The sequence below is a fragment of the Burkholderia anthinoferrum genome (assembly GCF_002925705.1).
Taxonomy (GTDB): Bacteria; Pseudomonadota; Gammaproteobacteria; order Burkholderiales; family Burkholderiaceae; genus Burkholderia; species Burkholderia semiarida.
Map to the genome: position 1 here is coordinate 1 of NZ_LFZP01000066.1, position 15,088 is coordinate 15,088.

Annotated in this window: 13 protein-coding genes; 7 read left to right on the plus strand and 6 right to left on the minus strand. The window is 68.3% G+C overall.

Going from position 1 to position 15,088, the window contains the following annotated elements:
• Positions 1 to 390 precede the first annotated feature (390 nt).
• The gene (locus C5F75_RS32750; protein ID WP_059582061.1) at positions 391 to 1,281 is read right to left on the minus strand and encodes a LysR family transcriptional regulator; all 891 of its coding nucleotides are present in this window, start codon (positions 1,279 to 1,281) and stop codon (positions 391 to 393) included.
• A 101-nt stretch (positions 1,282 to 1,382) separates the two neighbouring features.
• Between C5F75_RS32750 and C5F75_RS32755 the strand changes: the two genes are divergently transcribed.
• On the plus strand, positions 1,383 to 1,823 hold the full coding sequence (locus C5F75_RS32755) for a PACE efflux transporter (protein WP_059582064.1): 441 nt from the start codon (positions 1,383 to 1,385) through the stop codon (positions 1,821 to 1,823).
• A gap of 100 nt (positions 1,824 to 1,923) precedes the next feature.
• On the opposite strand, the gene C5F75_RS32760 is transcribed toward C5F75_RS32755, so the two are convergent.
• The 5 genes from C5F75_RS32760 to C5F75_RS32780 all read right to left on the minus strand — a co-directional run bounded on the left by C5F75_RS32760 (position 1,924) and on the right by C5F75_RS32780 (position 8,370).
• A complete protein-coding gene (locus tag C5F75_RS32760) occupies positions 1,924 to 2,775 on the minus strand; it encodes an alpha/beta fold hydrolase (protein ID WP_059582067.1) in 852 nt (283 codons plus the stop codon).
• Between the two features lie 465 nt (positions 2,776 to 3,240).
• Positions 3,241 to 3,573 (minus strand): DUF3579 domain-containing protein, encoded by a 333-nt coding sequence (locus C5F75_RS32765; protein WP_059582069.1) that lies wholly within the window; start codon positions 3,571 to 3,573, stop codon positions 3,241 to 3,243.
• A gap of 25 nt (positions 3,574 to 3,598) precedes the next feature.
• Positions 3,599 to 4,960 (minus strand): sigma-54-dependent transcriptional regulator, encoded by a 1,362-nt coding sequence (locus C5F75_RS32770; protein WP_059582072.1) that lies wholly within the window; start codon positions 4,958 to 4,960, stop codon positions 3,599 to 3,601.
• On the minus strand, positions 4,950 to 6,845 hold the full coding sequence (locus tag C5F75_RS32775; RefSeq protein ID WP_059582076.1) for a sensor histidine kinase: 1,896 nt from the start codon (positions 6,843 to 6,845) through the stop codon (positions 4,950 to 4,952). The genes C5F75_RS32770 and C5F75_RS32775 overlap by 11 nt, the downstream gene beginning before the upstream one ends.
• Positions 6,846 to 7,005: 160 nt before the next feature.
• On the minus strand, positions 7,006 to 8,370 hold the full coding sequence (locus tag C5F75_RS32780) for a 2-hydroxycarboxylate transporter family protein (RefSeq protein ID WP_059582079.1): 1,365 nt from the start codon (positions 8,368 to 8,370) through the stop codon (positions 7,006 to 7,008).
• 434 nt (positions 8,371 to 8,804) lie between these two features.
• Here C5F75_RS32780 and C5F75_RS32785 point away from each other — a divergent pair, with 434 nt between their 5' ends.
• Genes C5F75_RS32785 through C5F75_RS32810 form a run of 6 tightly spaced genes read left to right on the plus strand, consistent with a single transcriptional unit; the run spans position 8,805 to position 15,018 of the window.
• Positions 8,805 to 9,644 (plus strand): MetQ/NlpA family ABC transporter substrate-binding protein, encoded by an 840-nt coding sequence (locus tag C5F75_RS32785; protein ID WP_059582083.1) that lies wholly within the window; start codon positions 8,805 to 8,807, stop codon positions 9,642 to 9,644.
• A 10-nt stretch (positions 9,645 to 9,654) separates the two neighbouring features.
• Positions 9,655 to 11,067 (plus strand): LLM class flavin-dependent oxidoreductase, encoded by a 1,413-nt coding sequence (locus C5F75_RS32790; protein ID WP_060011282.1) that lies wholly within the window; start codon positions 9,655 to 9,657, stop codon positions 11,065 to 11,067.
• An 18-nt stretch (positions 11,068 to 11,085) separates the two neighbouring features.
• Positions 11,086 to 12,270 carry a methionine ABC transporter ATP-binding protein gene (locus C5F75_RS32795; protein ID WP_059582087.1) on the plus strand — a complete coding sequence of 395 codons (1,185 nt, stop codon included), beginning with the start codon at positions 11,086 to 11,088 and terminating at the stop codon, positions 12,268 to 12,270.
• Complete coding sequence (locus C5F75_RS32800) at positions 12,263 to 12,919, plus strand: methionine ABC transporter permease (protein ID WP_027781522.1); 657 nt, start codon at positions 12,263 to 12,265, stop codon at positions 12,917 to 12,919. The genes C5F75_RS32795 and C5F75_RS32800 overlap by 8 nt, the downstream gene beginning before the upstream one ends.
• 51 nt (positions 12,920 to 12,970) lie before the next feature.
• The gene (locus tag C5F75_RS32805; protein ID WP_059582089.1) at positions 12,971 to 13,810 is read left to right on the plus strand and encodes a hypothetical protein; all 840 of its coding nucleotides are present in this window, start codon (positions 12,971 to 12,973) and stop codon (positions 13,808 to 13,810) included.
• Entirely contained in the window at positions 13,807 to 15,018 is a 1,212-nt protein-coding gene (locus tag C5F75_RS32810; RefSeq protein ID WP_059582091.1) for an acyl-CoA dehydrogenase family protein, read from the plus strand. Before C5F75_RS32805 ends, C5F75_RS32810 begins: the two co-directional genes overlap by 4 nt.
• Positions 15,019 to 15,088: the final 70 nt, after the last annotated feature.

Sequence of the window (15,088 nt, forward strand, 5' to 3'; positions counted from 1 at the left end):
GGCTACCTCGCTTGGCGCGAGGACAAGGTAGGGAACGCTTTGAACTGGTGGATTGCGCAACTAGACAGCCCCGATCTGCTTGAACGGCTCCTGACGCCGCGTCAAGAGAGTAAAGGGCAGCCCCGGGCGCCCGCTTGCGCAGTCCGTTACCCAAGCGCGGAGTAACGGCCCGTCAGTGCTACTGTCTGAGGACCTTCGCCGGTGCATGCAGTTGGACATTCGAAGGTCAGCCTGGCATTGAACCTTGCCGTCGAGTTGCCGGGGCATCCGATGGCTGCAGCGGGTCGGAAGGCGACGTCCACGGAAATTTCCGAAGAACCTTTTTACCGCACCGCGTGCCGCAACTAACGGTCAATCTCACTCGGCACCTTCCGACGGGTGCGGCGGCGCTCACATCTCCGCGCGTTCGGCCCGCAGTGCCCGCACCAGCGCGCTTGCCGCCTTGCCGAGCCCCATATGTTTCGGTCGCCGCAAATACACAGGCAACGGCAGCCCGTTGCGAATGTTCGCGAACACGAGCGACGCGAGTTCGCCGTCGGCCACATACCGGCCGATGACCGACTCCGGCAAATTCGCCCAGCCATGGCCGGCCTTCACGAGCGCGATCGCGGTCGCCATGTCGGTCACCTTCCACGTGCGGTTGCCGATCAGCGGCCGCACGTCGGTGAGCGGCCGCTCCGGATCGGCGATCACGATCTGCCGGAACCCGGACAATCGCTCGATCGCCTCCGGATGCGCGGCTTCGGCAATCGCCGGATGGCCGGGCGCGGCGACCGCGATCAGCGTCTCGGTCCACAGCGCGTGAATCTGTTCCTGCGGATGCAGATCGAGTCCGCCGTACGCGACGCAAAGATCGACGGCGCCACGATGCAGCGCGTCGACGATCGCGTCCTGCGGCGCCGTGACGACGCTGACCGCGAGCGCCGGATATTTCACCGCGACGGCCGTCAGCGCGCGCGCAATCGGCGCGCCGTCGATTTCGGCGGCGAGCCCGAGCCGCAGCGAATCCTCGACGCCTTCCGACAAGTGCTGCGCATGCGCACGCAGCGCATGCAGCCGTTCGGCGATCGCGCGCGCGTCGGGCAGCAGCGCGGCCATCGCGGCGGTCGGCGTCGGCTCGCGCGAGCCGCGGTCGAACAGCACGAGATCGAGCTCGGCCTCGAGGTTCGCGATCGCCATGCTGACCGCCGACGGCGTGCGGCCGAGCGCACGCGCGGCCGCCGAGAACGAGCCTTTGTCGATGACGGTCAGCAGCATGTCGATGTGATCGCTGGTCAGCATGGTCTGCCCGCTCCTGTCAGAAAAATTGAAACGACCTGACTTTTGCGGACGAAGTGCCCGCTGTAGTCTCGCCACCTGGTTCGAAACGAAGGTGGTCGGTCATGCAAGGATGGAAGAGACGCATAGTCTACGTCGTGATGTTCGAGGTGCTCGGCATCCTCGTCGCGTCGTCGGTGCTCGGTATGCTGAGCGGCGCGAGCGCGGCGACGAGCGGCGTGCTCGGCGTGATGATCTCGACGACGGGCGTCACCGTCAATTTTCTGTACAACCTCGGCTTCGAGGCATGGGAGCGGCGGCGTGCGGAAACGACGCGCACCGTCGGGCGGCGTGTCGTGCATGCGATCGGGTTCCAGGTCGCGCTCGTGACGTTCCTGATTCCGCTGATCGCGTGGTGGCTCGACGTGTCGTTATGGCAGGCGTTCCTGTATGACGCGGTGCTGATCGTGTTCTTCCCGATCTTCACGTTCGCGTACAACTGGGCGTTTGACAGCGTGTTCGGTTTGCCGGACGCGGTGACGCGCAAGGCGGCGCCGGCGGCGTAATGTAGACGGATGCAGAGGGATGCGAAACGATGCGGACACCCGCGCCGTTTCGCTGCTGCAAGAGAGAGGAAGACGGGCGGCGCGCATGCCGCCCGCGCCATTACGCGGCGACGAACTCGTGCACGTAACGGTTGAACACCGCAGGGCTCGCGGCGTTCATCCCGTGCGATGCGCCGGCGACGGTCTGCCGTTGCGCATGGCCGATCCACTGCGACAGCGTGTCGACGTTGTGGCGGAACATCTTCGGGCTGCGCTGGCCGTCGATCAGCAGCGTGCGGCATGCGATGTCGCCGGCCGTGTGCTGCGAATACGCGGGCAGCGGGTCGCGCAACTGCTTCGGCAGCGTGCTTGCGTTGTCGATCGCCATCGTGCGAAAGCGCGACGTGCTCTTCTTCCATGCGCCGGGCAGGCTTACCGAATCGACGAACATCTCGAGGCCGGCTTCGACTTCGCCCTGCTCGATCAGGTTCACGGCCTTCGTGCGCAGCGCGATCGCGGCGGCCGGCAGCGCGGCTTCGCGCACGCCCGGCTGCTGGAGCGGGCCGCCCGGATCGGCGAGCGTCAGTGATTCGACGAGGTGCGGATGCTGGCGCGCGACGTTGAACGCGACGCTGCCGCCGCGCGAATGGCCGACCAGATGCACGGGGCCGAGATCGAGCGCGTCGATGAATTCGGCGAGCTCGTCGACGTGGTTCTGCCAGCTGAACTCGTCCTGGATGCCCGCTTCGACGGCCGGCCAGTAGTGGCTCAGGCTCGGCGCGATGCAGCGGTAGTGGGCCGATAGCGCCGCGAGTTGCGGATCCCAGTAGCGGTAGTCGCACAGCGAGCCATGCACGAACACCATCGGCGCACCGCCGCCCCGCTCGACATACGGCAGGCTGATGCCTGACGAAAGCGTCGCAAATTGCAGGTCGGGGTTCGCGAGCACGGACGGCTCGATTCGCATGTTCATGGCTGAAAGACTCAAAGGTGCGTCAACACGACGCAACTATGCATCACGGCGACCTGCAAGGAAAACGCATAATTTTCATCGTGACGATCAATTTTATTGATGGCTCGGCGGGAAACCCTTGTCGGGCAGGTCCTGCGATCACGGCTGCGGCCGACCTTTAATCAGTCCCTATATGCATACGGTTCGAGTGGGCGTCTATCGACGGCGAACCGCATGACGTCACGGCGCCTTGAAGCGGCATGGGATTTGGGGCGCATGGGGCATGCGTAAGGGAGCCCTAACGTGGCCGAGTGATTTCACATGGCCACGTTAGGATGTATCGAACCCGCGCATCCGTGACTTGGCGGTTCGGACGCTGCAAATTTATGACGAAAGAATTGCGCTCAAGCATGCATCAGTTGTGCCAAAACGCGTTCGAAGCACTTTTCGACGCAGAGGAGTAGGCCACCAAACGCGACCCGCGCGTCACCGCACCGCCAGCGCCGGCGCGGTTTGAAGCTCGACCGGCAAATCATTGTCGGCCGCGAACTGCATCGCGAACTCGAACGCATCGGCGCACACGGCGCGCAATTCGTCCGACACGAACAGGCATTTGACGCCGTCGCCGTCGACGACGGGCATCGCGAGCCGCGACAGCGCGCACGGATAGCCTGGCCGCCGTTCGCCGACGAACAGCGTGATGACACCCGCCAGGCGCTCGGGCCAGTCGCTCGGGCGGAAGGTTTTCCGCGCGCGCGTGACGCCGCGGATCAAGTGGCCATTGACGCGGCCGTGTTCGGTGATGTCGATGCGATCCATGCCGGAGTACGTGTCCTCGTTCGCGTCATTCGCCGCCGTCGGCCGCCGCGTCGCCGCGCGCGGGAATTCGCAGGTGGCGCAGCTTGTGATAGAGCGTCTTCTTCGGCATGCCGAGCGCCTCGCTCGCGTCCGCGACGTTGCCGTGGTGACGCCGCAGCATGTCCTCGATCAGCATCCGCTCGAAATACGCGAGCTGTTCCGCGAGCGTGCTGCCCACGGCCGGCGCCTCGCCGGACGACAGCAGGCTGTCGCCGGTGAGCCCGAGCACGAAGCGGTCGGCCACGTTCTGCAGCTCGCGCACGTTGCCGGGCCACGCGTGCGTCATCAGTTCGGACACCTGCGCGGCGGTAAGCACCGGCGCCGGCTGCCCAAAGCGCCGCGCGGCCGCGAGCACGAAGTGCTCGAACAGCAGCGGCACGTCCTCGCGCCGCTCGCGCAGCGGTGGCAGCTCGATCTGCGCGACGTTGAGGCGATACAGCAAGTCCGCGCGAAAACGCCCGTCGGCCGCGAGTTCGGCGAGATCGGCCTTCGACGCGGCCACCACGCGGCAGTCGACCGGAATCAGGTCGTTCGCGCCGAGCCGCTCGACCACGCGCTCCTGCAGCACGCGCAGCATCTTGATCTGCAGTGCGATCGGCATCGTCTCGATCTCGTCGAGGAACAACGTGCCGCCATCCGCCCATTCGATCTTGCCGATGCGCTTCTTGATCGCGCCGGTGAACGCGCCGGCCTCATGCCCGAACAACTCGCTCTCGAACACCTGCTCGGGCAGGCCGCCGCAGTTCAGCGCGACGAAATGGGCGTCGCGCCGGCTGCCGAAGTCGTGCAGGCTGCGCGCGATCAACTCCTTGCCGGTGCCCGTCTCGCCGGTGATCAGCACCGACACCGACGTATCGGCGAGGCGCAGGATCTTCTTGCGCACGTCGGCCATCGCGGGCGACTTGCCGAGCACGAACGCCTCGATGCCCTGCCAGTTGTTCAGTGCCGCGCGCAGCCCCTGCACCTCGAGCGTCAGGCGGCGCTTCTCGACCGCGCGCGCGACGCGCCCGGCGATCACGTCCGACGAAAACGGCTTCTCGATGAAGTCGTACGCGCCGACCTGCATCGCGCCGACGGCCGTCGAGATGTCCGCGTGGCCGCTGATCAGCACGACCGGAATCTGCGCATCGATGGCCATCACGCGGTCGAGCAACTGCAGCCCGTCGATGCCCGGCATCCGCACGTCCGACACGATCACCACCGGCGCACCGGGCGCGACGTGCGCGAGCGCGTCGGCGGCCGACGCGAACGCATCGACCGGGAACCCGGCGAGCGCGACAGCCTGCTCGACGCCGATCCGGACGTTTTCATCGTCCTCGACGACCAGCACCCGAATCTCATCTTCCATGCTCTGTCCTTTGTTGCGGCGTCGCCGCCGCGAATTCGATGGTGAACTGCGCGCCGCCTTCGTCGCGGTTCGTCGCGGCGATCCGCGCGCCGAACGCCTCGACGATGCGCGACGTGATCGCGAGGCCGAGCCCGAGGCCCTGGCCGCGCGGCTTGGTCGTGACGAACGGCTCGAACAGGTGCGGCAGCACGTCGGGCGCGATGCCGGCGCCGCTGTCGGCCACCGTGAAACGCACGCGGCCGGCGCCATCCGCATCGTCCACTTCGGCCGCCTCGATGACGATGCGGCGCACCGGTGCGTCGTGCACCGCGTCGAGCGCGTTGCCAAGCAGGTTCACGATCACCTGCTGCAACTGGCTCGATTCGGCCGAGACGGTCGTGCCGGGCGCGATGTTGACGTCGAGCCGCACGCCTTCGTCGCGAATGCGCGCGTCGTAGATGAGCCGCGCATGCGCGACGGCCTCGTTCAGCGACACCGCGACGCGCTCGACGTCGGGCTTGCGCGCGAAGGTCTTCAGCTCGCCGGTAAGCACGGCCATGCCGTCGACCAGCTTGCCGACCCGTTCGAGATTCGCGAGCGCCGGCGCCGGCTGGCCGCGTTCGAAGAACGTGCGCGCGTTGTCGCACAGCGTGCGGATCGCGACGAGCGGCTGGTTCAGCTCGTGCGTGAGGCCGGCGGCCATCTGCCCGAGCACCGCGAGCTTGCCCGCGTGCACGACTTCCTGCTGCGACGCACGCAACCGCTGTTCGGTGCGCTCGCGCTCGTCGATCTCGCGCTGCATCCGCTCGTTCGCGGCCGTCAGCGCGGCCGTGCGCTGCGCGACGGTCAGCTCGAGCCGGTCGTTCGCGCGGCGCAGCGCGTCCTGCGCGCTCAGCCGCGCGAGGATCGCCCGGCGCCGCTGGATCGCATAGCCGACCAGCAGCGCGACGATCAGGAACGCGCCGGTGACGAACACGAACGCCGTTTGCTGCTGGCGCCGCGCGCCCGCGATGTCGAGCAGCACCATCAGCGAATCGCCGGCCTGCGGCGCGGGGCGCGACATCACGAGATAGCGCGTGGTGCGGCCGGCGTGGCGCGGATCGGGGAAGGTGCCGAACCACGCGGCCGAGCCGCGCTCGCCGATGCGGCGATAGGGCAGTGCGTCGACGGTGCGGCCTGCATACTGGCGCGACGCCTGGATGTCGCGCTGCTGCTGCGCGGTGATCGGGCGCAGCGCGGTGAATTTCCACGCGGGCTCGGTCGAGATCACGACCACGCCGTTGCTGTCGACGACCAGCGCGGCGACGCCCGGCGCACCCCACGCCGATTCGAGCGGGTCGACGCTGATCTTCACGGCGGCGACGCCGATCGGCGCACCGTCGCTGCGCACCGCGCTCGCGAAGTAGACGCCCGGCACGCCGGTGTTGGTGCCGATGCCGAAGAAGCGGCCGCTGCCGCGCGCGAGCGCGTCCTTGAAATACGGCCGGTACGACACGTTGGTGCCGACGAAGCTGATCGTCTCGTTCCAGTTGCTCGCGGCGATCACGTCGCCTTGCAGATCGATCACGTCGACCGCGCCGCTGCCCGCGTCGCGGTTCACGGCTTCGAGGTAGGTGTTCACCGCATGCACGAGTTCGGGCGCATCGTTCGGCGCGGCTTTCAGCATCGCCCGCACGCCATCCTGCCGCGCGACCAGGCCGGGCAGGATCTCGAAGCGGCCGAGCTCGCTTTTCAGGCTCGACGCATACAGGTCGAGCCGGTGCGCGCCGGCCTCCTCGAGCGCGTCGATCGCGCGTTCCCACGCGAAATCGACGGCCGCGCCGGCCACGCCGACGTACAGCACCGCGGCCGAAGCCCAGCCCCACCACGGGATTCCCTTGAAGCTCTTCTGCACGTTCGTCCTCATCGAAGCCCGTTACCGGCCGTCCGCCACCGGCCGTCCGCAACCGGCCGTCCGCAACCGGCCCTCCGCCACCGGCCCTCCCCGAACGACACGCGCCGCGCGCCGGCAGGGCCGGCGGCGGCGCGTGCGAAGCAGCCGGCGCGACGGTGCGCGCGGCCGCGCGTTATCCGAAGTGCGCGACCAGGATCAGCGTGACCGTGACGACGATCGCGCCGCCGATGCGGGTGGCGATCTGCGCGAACGGCATCAGCTGCATCCGGTTCGCGGCGGTCAGGATCGCGACGTCGCCGGTGCCGCCTTGCCCGCTGTGGCAGGCGTTCACGATTGCGGTGTCGATAGGGTACATCTTCAGCAGGCGGCCGACCACGAAACCGGTGCCCATCAGCGTCGCGACGGTCGACACGATCGTGACCACGTTGACGATCGTGAACGCGGCGGTCAGCTTGTCCCACGGCGTCATCGCGACGCCGATCGCGAACAGCAGCGGATACGTGACGGCGGTCGAGAAGAACTTGTAGACGACGAACGCGCCTTCCTGCAGCGGCGGCGACACCGCGCGCGCGAGCTTCACCAGCACCGCGAGGAACAGCATCGCGACCGGCGCGGGCAGGCCGAACAGCTTGTGCGCCATCAGGCCGACGAGATACAGCGTGATCGCGGTGATGCCGGCGCCCGCGATGTGCGTGACGTCGACGTGGCCGCGGATCTCCTCGTTCTCCGGCGTCATGTCGCCGCTTTCGCCGACCTGCAGGCGGCCGTTGCCGGTGAGATGCGGCAGGCGCTTGCCGAGCATGTCGAGCGCGCCCGACAGGATGATCGCGGTCAGGCTGCCGAGCATCACCGACGGGAGCACCATCGCGAACATCTCGCCCTGCGGCAGGTGCATCAGTTCCGAATAGCCGATCGACAGCGGAATCGCGCCTTCGCCGACGCCGCCCGCCATGATCGGCACGACGATGTACAGCAGCGTGTGGCGCGCGCCGAGGCCGAGCGCGGTGCCGACGGCCGTGCCGACGATCGCCGCGGCGACCGACCCGACGGCGAGCGGAACGAAGATCTTCACGAAGCCCTGGATCAGCACGCGGCGATCCATGCTCAGGATGCTGCCGACGATGATCGACGCGATGAACAGGTACAGGAAGTTGGTCGACTTGGTGAATTCGACCGTGAGGTTCAGCACCGGCTTCGGCAGCACGTGGTAGTACGTGAGCGCCGACGGCACGAAGGTCGCGAAGATCGCGGCCGCGCCGATGTTGCGCAGCAGCGGCAGGCGCTTGCCGAGTTCGGCGCAGGTGAAGCCGAAGAACGCGAGCACCGCGATCGCCATCGAGATCTCGCCGGGCACCTTGCCCGTCACCGCGAAGCCGACGATCAGCCCGAACAGGATCACGTAGATCGGCAGCGGAATGATGCCGATGCGGATTTCCATCAGCTTCCACCAGCCTTCCGGCCAGAAGCGTTCACGCGTGGTGGGACCGGCGGCGGCAATCGGTTCCGGATGGGACGGGGTGTGGATAGAGGTCTGCAAGACGTGTCTCCTGATGTTTGGAATGCCTGCATCGCTTCGCGGCATCGTGTGCCGTCTATTACGCAACCCCCGTGCCAGTATTCCGGCTTGCCGGAATATTTTTAATGCATTGATTCATAAGGGATTTGTTTCGCCTGCGGAAAGGGTTTTCCAGGCAGGCTGGCCGAGATTTCGGAATCGGCGCGGCGCTCAGGCCGAGATTTCGGCCTGGCGGCGGCCCGGGCGGCCGGCCATGCCAGCCGCCCGGGCCGCCGCCCGCCATATCGCCGCGCGCGATTTTCTTCGCACAATCGCTTCGTAGACCGCCCACCCGCCGCTCTCTATCATCGGCTGATCTTTTTCCGATGCGACGACGACTGTCCGGAGAACGCCCGCGCGTTCGCCGCGGCGTCGCTCATCCGTCGATACCGTCTTTGGACAGGAGAGTGGTTCCCATGCTGCATCCCGTGTTTTCCGCCCGCTTTTCCGCCGGCCGTGTGGCCAGCGTGGCCCGCCTGCTGACGGCCGCGCTGCTCGGCGTCGTGCTGCTGAACGGCGCGCGCGCCGATACCGCGCCGCTGAAGGTCGGCATCTCGACCAGTCCGCAGATCGAGGCGCTGAAGATCGCCGCGAAGGAGGCGAAGGAGCAGGGCCTCGACGTGAAGATCGTCGAATTCACCGACTGGAATACGCCGAACGCGGCGCTCGCGAACAAGGACATCGACGTCAACTACTTCCAGCACATCCCGTTTCTCGAGAACGCGAAGAAGCAGGGCGGCTACAACTTCATCTCGATCGCGCCCGGCACGATCATGAAGATCGGCCTCTATTCGAAGAAGGTGAAAAGCTTCGCCGAGCTGAAGGACGGCGCGCGCGTCGCGATCGCGAACGATCCGGTCAACGGCGGGCGCGGGCTGTTGCTGCTGCAGCGCGCGGGGCTCATCACGCTGAAGCCGGGCGCCGACTACCGCGCGACGACGCACGACATCGTCGCCAACCCGAAGCACCTGAAGATCATCGCGCTCGAAGCGTCGCAGCTCGCGCGTTCGCTCGATGACGTCGATCTCGCGCAGGGCTACCCGAGCTTCATCAAGCTCGCCGGCACGACCGACCCGAACAGCGCGCTGCTGTTCGACGGCACCGAGAACAAGAACTTCGCGATCCAGTGGGTCGTGCGGCCCGAGAGCGCGAACGACGCGCGCATCCGCAAGTTCATCTCGATCTACCAGCATTCGCCGGCCGTGCGCCGTGCGCTCGACAACGCGTTCGGCTCGCTGTACGCGATCGCATGGTGACGGAGGCGGCATGACGACGGCGAACCGCAAGAAGATCCTGCTCAACGCGTTCAACATGAACTGCGTCGGGCACATCAATCACGGGCTGTGGACGCATCCGCGCGACCGCTCCGCGCACTACACCGATCTCGACTACTGGGCCGATCTCGCGAGGACGCTGGAGCGCGGCAAGTTCGACGGGATCTTTCTCGCGGACATCGTCGGCGTGTACGACGTGTTCGGCGGCGGGCCCGACGTCGCGCTGCGCGAGTCGGTGCAGGTGCCCGTCAACGATCCGCTGCTGCTCGTGCCGGCGATGGCGCAGGTCACGCGGCATCTCGGCTTCGGCGTGACCGCGAACCTGACCTACGAGCCGCCGTACCTGTTCGCGCGCCGCATGTCGACACTCGATCATCTGACGAAAGGGCGCGTGGGCTGGAACATCGTCACCGGCTACCTCGACAGCGCCGCGCGCGGGATGGGCCTCGCGCAGCAGATCGGCCACGACGACCGCTACGAGCGCGCCGACGACTACATGGACGTCGTCTACAAGCTGTGGGAACAGAGCTGGGACGACGATGCGGTGATCCGCGACGCGCAGGCGCGCGTGTTCGCGCAGCCGGGCAAGGTGCGGCGCGTGAAGCACGACGGGCCGTTCTATTCGATCGATGCGATTCATCTGAGCGAACCGTCGCTGCAGCGCACGCCGGTGCTGTACCAGGCCGGCTCGTCCGCGCGCGGCGTCGAGTTCGCGGGCCGCCACGCGGAATGCGTGTTCGTGAACGGGCAAAGCAAGGCCGCGGCGCGCGCGGCGGCGCTCGACATTCGCGCGGCCGCGGCACGGCAGGGGCGCGACCCGGCGTCGATCAGGATCTTTGCCGGCGTGAGCGTCGTGACGGCCGAGACCGAACTGCTTGCCCGCGAAAAGTTCGACGAATACCGGCGCTACGCGAGCCCGGAAGCCGGCCTCGCGCATTTCGCGAGCTCGACCGGCATCGACTTCGCGAAATACGGCCTCGACGAGCCGATCTCGTACGTGAAGACCGATTCGATCCAGTCGGCCGTCGACGCGATCTCGCGCAAGAGCACGACCGGCACGTGGACCGTGCGCCGCATGCTCGAACAGATGTCGCTCGGCGGCCGCTACGCGCCGATCGTCGGTTCGCCGTCGCAGGTCGCGGACGAGCTGCAGTCGTGGATCGACGAGACCGGCATCGACGGCTTCAACCTGACGCGCACCGTGATGCCCGAGTCGTTCGAGGATTTCGTCGACTGGGTCGTGCCCGAGCTGCAGAATCGCGGCGTCTACAAGGAAGACTACGATCCCGCGCCGACGCTGCGCGAGAAGCTGTTCGGCGCCGGCCCGCGCCTGCCCGCCTGGCACACCGGCGCGCGGCATCGGCCGGCGGCCGTGGCCGAACCCGCGCATCCCGCGCATGCCTGAACGTGACGGAGCGAAGCGATGACGCAATTGTTCGATACGCTGGGTTTCATCGAGGCGTCGGCCGTGCGGGCCGGGGCGGGCGCCGGTGCGGCAGCGCATGACGAAGCCGTGACGCCGGCCGACGGCGCGGCCGTGTCGCTGGAGCAGGTCGGCAAGGTATTCGCGACGCCGCGCGGCCAGGCGGCCGCGCTGCGCGACGTGACGCTCGACGTACGGCGCGGCGAGGTGTTCGGGATCATCGGCCGCAGCGGCGCCGGCAAGTCGACGCTGCTGCGGCTCCTGAACGGCCTCGAACGGCCGAGCTCGGGCCGCGTGCGCGTGCAGGGCGTCGACGTCGGCGCGCTCGACGAGGACGGCCTCGTCGCGTTGCGGCGCCGCACCGGCATGGTGTTCCAGCATTTCAACCTGCTGTCCGCGAAGACGGTATTCGAGAACGTCGCGCTGCCGCTGAAGATCGCCGGCGTGCCGAAGGCCGAGCGCGTGCGCAAGGTCGACGCGCTGCTCGATCTCGTCGGGCTCGCCGCGAAGCGCGACGCGTATCCGGCGAGCCTGTCGGGCGGGCAGAAGCAGCGCGTCGGCATCGCGCGGGCGCTCGTGCACGATCCCGAGGTGCTGCTGTGCGACGAAGCGACGTCGGCGCTCGATCCGGAAACCACGCAATCGATCCTCGCGCTGCTCGCCGACATCAACCGCCGCCTCGGTCTGACGATCGTGCTGATCACGCACGAGATGGAAGTGATCCGCGCGGTGTGCGACACGGTCGCGGTGATCGAACAGGGCGAAGTCGTCGAAACGGGCCCAGTGTGGCGCGTGTTCGGCGATCCGCGCCACGGCGCGACGCGCGCGCTGCTGAGCACGCTGCAGCATGACCTGCCGGCCGAACTGGCCGCGCGCGTGCGGCCGCTGCCCGAACAATCCGCGCTGCCCGACGGCGCCCGGATCGTGCTGGACGTCCGCTATACGGGCGAGAGCGGCGGCGAGCCGGACGTCGGCGCGCTCGCGGCGGCGCTCGGCGGCTCCGTGCGGTTCCTGCACGGCGGCATCGAAAGCATCCAGGGGCACGCGCAGGGGCGGCTCGTGATCGCCGCGACGCCGCGTGCGGATGACGCCGGCGCGTCGGCGGCGCACGGCGCGGCGGTCGCCGCGCTGCTCGAGCGCGCGCGCCGTCATGCGAATCATGCGGAGGTGCTCGGCTATGTTTGAGCTCTGGTGGCCCGAACTGCTCGACGCGATTCGCGACACGCTGTCGATGGTCGCCGCGTCGGCCGCGATCGCTGCGCTGATCGGCATCCCGCTCGCGGTGATCCTCGTGACCACCGCGCCCGGCGGCATCTACGCGCGGCGCGGCGTGAACGCGGTGCTCGGCGCGCTCGTCAACGTGTTCCGCTCGACGCCGTTCATCATCCTGCTGGTCGCGCTGCTGCCGTTCACGCGCGTGCTGATCGGCACGACGATCGGCGTGTGGGCGGCCGTCGTGCCGCTGTCGATCGCCGCGATCCCGTTCTTCGCGCGAATCGCCGAAGTGAGCCTGCGCGAAGTCGATCGCGGGCTGATCGAGGCCGCGCTCGCGATGGGTGCGAAGCGCCGCCACATCGTTTGGCACGTGCTGCTGCCGGAGGCGCTGCCCGGCATGCTCGGCGGCTTCACGATCACCGTCGTCGCGCTGATCGGCTCGACCGCGATGGCGGGCGCCGTCGGCGCGGGCGGCCTCGGCGATCTCGCGATCCGCTATGGCTATCAACGTTTCGACACCACCGTCATGGCGACCGTGATCGTGATCCTGATCGCGCTCGTCTCGGCCGTGCAAATCACGGGCGACCGCCTGGTCCGACGCGTGACCCGGCGTACCTGAGCGACGCCACGAGCGTCCGCTCGTTTCATTCCTGATCCTGAGAGAAAAAACATGACCTTGCCCATCGGCGCGCCGCGCGAATGGAACGGACAATTCGAGGAAGCACTGTTTCTGGAGGTGGCGCGACGCCATCGTCCGGACTTCCCCGACAAACTCGCGACGCCGCCGCGCGAGCCGCGCGACGACGAACGGGCCGCCGTCGCCGAGTACTACACGAAGATGGCGTCGCACGATCTCTTCATCGTGCAGGTCGTCGCGAAGGCGATCGACACGCTGTTCTGCGACGATCCGCATTTCCAGCTGATTTTGTCGCGCCAGCTCGGCGACGACGGCGCGCACGCGGTGATCGGCCGCGAGCGCGTAACCGAACTCACCGGGCGCGATCCGCTGCCGGAAGTCGACCGGCTCGTCGCCGCGCACTGGGCGCGCATCGGCGACATCGCGGTGCGCGACGTCGCGGGCTTTCTCGCGTTCGAATGGCATTACGAGCTGCACATCCTCGCGAAGCTGTGGATCCAGCGCAAGACGGGGCGTATCGGCGACAGCGCGATGCGCGAGCACGGCGAGAACCGGATCCGGCCGGACGAGGAATGGCATCGCGTGCGGATCGTCCAGTGGTGGTTCGACACGCTGCACGCGCTTGCGCCCGCCGAGCGCGACGCGCTGATCGATCGCGTGATCGCGGCCGACGAGGAAACCCAGGCGCGGCTCGACGGCTATCTGCATGACGAGTACGCGCATACCGCACTGGTATTCGGCGCGGATATCGCCGAATATCGTGCCATCTACGACGACTGGCGGCGCGAGATCCTGTCGCGGCTGACCGGCCGCCGGCTCGGCGCGCTCGTACCGCTGTCGGGCGAAACCGTTGAACAGGAAGCTGTCGCATGAACGATCCACGCGGCCCGGCGACGCTGGCGCCGGATACCGATACACCGGCCGTCGACCGCGCTGCGCTGGCCCGCGCGATCGACGCGCTGCGCGTGAGCGCCGCCGAGCGCGACCGCGCGGGCGGTCATGCCGCGCGGGAGAAGCAGTGGCTCGCCGACGCGGGCCTGCTGACGCTCGCGGTGCCGCGCGCGTTCGGCGGACAGGAAGCGGCGTGGCCGGCGATCTACGACGTGATCCGGCAGGTCGCGCGGGTCGACAGCGCGCTCGCGCATCTCGTCGGCTTTCAGTGCCTGCAGGTGGTGAGCGTCGACGTATGGGGCAACGCCGCGCAGCGCGAGCGCTACCTGCGCGGCACGGTGGACGGGCGCTGGTGGTGGGGCAACGCGGTCAATCCGCTCGACACGCGGCTCGTGGCCACGGCGACGCCCGACGGCGGCTACCGGCTCGACGGCGTGAAGGGCTTCTGTTCCGGCACGCGCGGCTCGCATCGGATGACGGTGTCCGCGCACGATCCGGCCATCGGCCGCACCGTGTTCGGCGTGGTGCCGACCGATCGGGCCGGAATCACGGTCAACGACGACTGGGATCCGGTCGGCCAGCGCCAGACCGACAGCGGCAGCGTGCGCTTCGACGGCGTGACGCTCGCGGCGGACGAAGTGCTGCATCGCTCGGAAGCGCCGCCGACGCCGCGCGCGACGCTGCGCACGCTGGTGTCGCAGCTCGTGCTGACGAACCTGTTCGTCGGCCTGGCGGAAGGCGCGCTGGCCGAGGCGCGCGACTACGTGCGGCAGCATGGCCGCCCGTGGGTTCATTCGGACGTCGAGCGGGCCGAAGACGATCCGTACACGCTGCAACGCTTCGGCGACATGCGTGTGCGTGCGATCGCCGCGGCGGCGCTGGCCGATCGCGCGGCCGTCGCGTTGCAGCACGCGTGGGCGCGGCAGGATGAGCTGACAACCGACGAACGCGCCGAAGTCGCGCTCGCGGTATCCGAAGCGAAGATCGTCGCGCAGCGCGCGGCGCTCGACAACGGCGAGGCGCTGTTCGACGCGTGCGGCGCGCGCGCGACGGCCGCGTCGCTGGGCCTCGACCGCTTCTGGCGGAACGCGCGCACGCATACGCTGCACGATCCGCTCGACTACCGGCTGCGCGATGTGGGCCGGTTCGCGCTGACCGCGGAATTGCCGCAGGCGTCGCTCTATACGTGATGGCGGCCCGCCCTCTGCGCCGTGGCGCCGATGGCGGGCCGTCCGGCGTCAGGAGCAGCGCCCTGACGCG

What these genes read in the sequence shown, in the direction of transcription:
- C5F75_RS32775 (WP_059582076.1), bottom strand. Translation starts at nt 6,845, where the DNA reads ATGAGGACGAACGTGCAGAAGAGCTTCAAGGGAATCCCGTGGTGGGGC.
- C5F75_RS32765 (WP_059582069.1), bottom strand. Translation starts at nt 3,573, where the DNA reads ATGGATCGCATCGACATCACCGAACACGGCCGCGTCAATGGCCACTTG.
- C5F75_RS32760 (WP_059582067.1), bottom strand. Translation starts at nt 2,775, where the DNA reads ATGAACATGCGAATCGAGCCGTCCGTGCTCGCGAACCCCGACCTGCAA.
- C5F75_RS32795 (WP_059582087.1), top strand. Translation starts at nt 11,086, where the DNA reads ATGACGCAATTGTTCGATACGCTGGGTTTCATCGAGGCGTCGGCCGTG.
- C5F75_RS32810 (WP_059582091.1), top strand. Translation starts at nt 13,807, where the DNA reads ATGAACGATCCACGCGGCCCGGCGACGCTGGCGCCGGATACCGATACA.
- C5F75_RS32750 (WP_059582061.1), bottom strand. Translation starts at nt 1,281, where the DNA reads ATGCTGACCAGCGATCACATCGACATGCTGCTGACCGTCATCGACAAA.
- C5F75_RS32800 (WP_027781522.1), top strand. Translation starts at nt 12,263, where the DNA reads ATGTTTGAGCTCTGGTGGCCCGAACTGCTCGACGCGATTCGCGACACG.
- C5F75_RS32805 (WP_059582089.1), top strand. Translation starts at nt 12,971, where the DNA reads ATGACCTTGCCCATCGGCGCGCCGCGCGAATGGAACGGACAATTCGAG.
- C5F75_RS32785 (WP_059582083.1), top strand. Translation starts at nt 8,805, where the DNA reads ATGCTGCATCCCGTGTTTTCCGCCCGCTTTTCCGCCGGCCGTGTGGCC.
- C5F75_RS32770 (WP_059582072.1), bottom strand. Translation starts at nt 4,960, where the DNA reads ATGGAAGATGAGATTCGGGTGCTGGTCGTCGAGGACGATGAAAACGTC.
- C5F75_RS32755 (WP_059582064.1), top strand. Translation starts at nt 1,383, where the DNA reads ATGCAAGGATGGAAGAGACGCATAGTCTACGTCGTGATGTTCGAGGTG.
- C5F75_RS32790 (WP_060011282.1), top strand. Translation starts at nt 9,655, where the DNA reads ATGACGACGGCGAACCGCAAGAAGATCCTGCTCAACGCGTTCAACATG.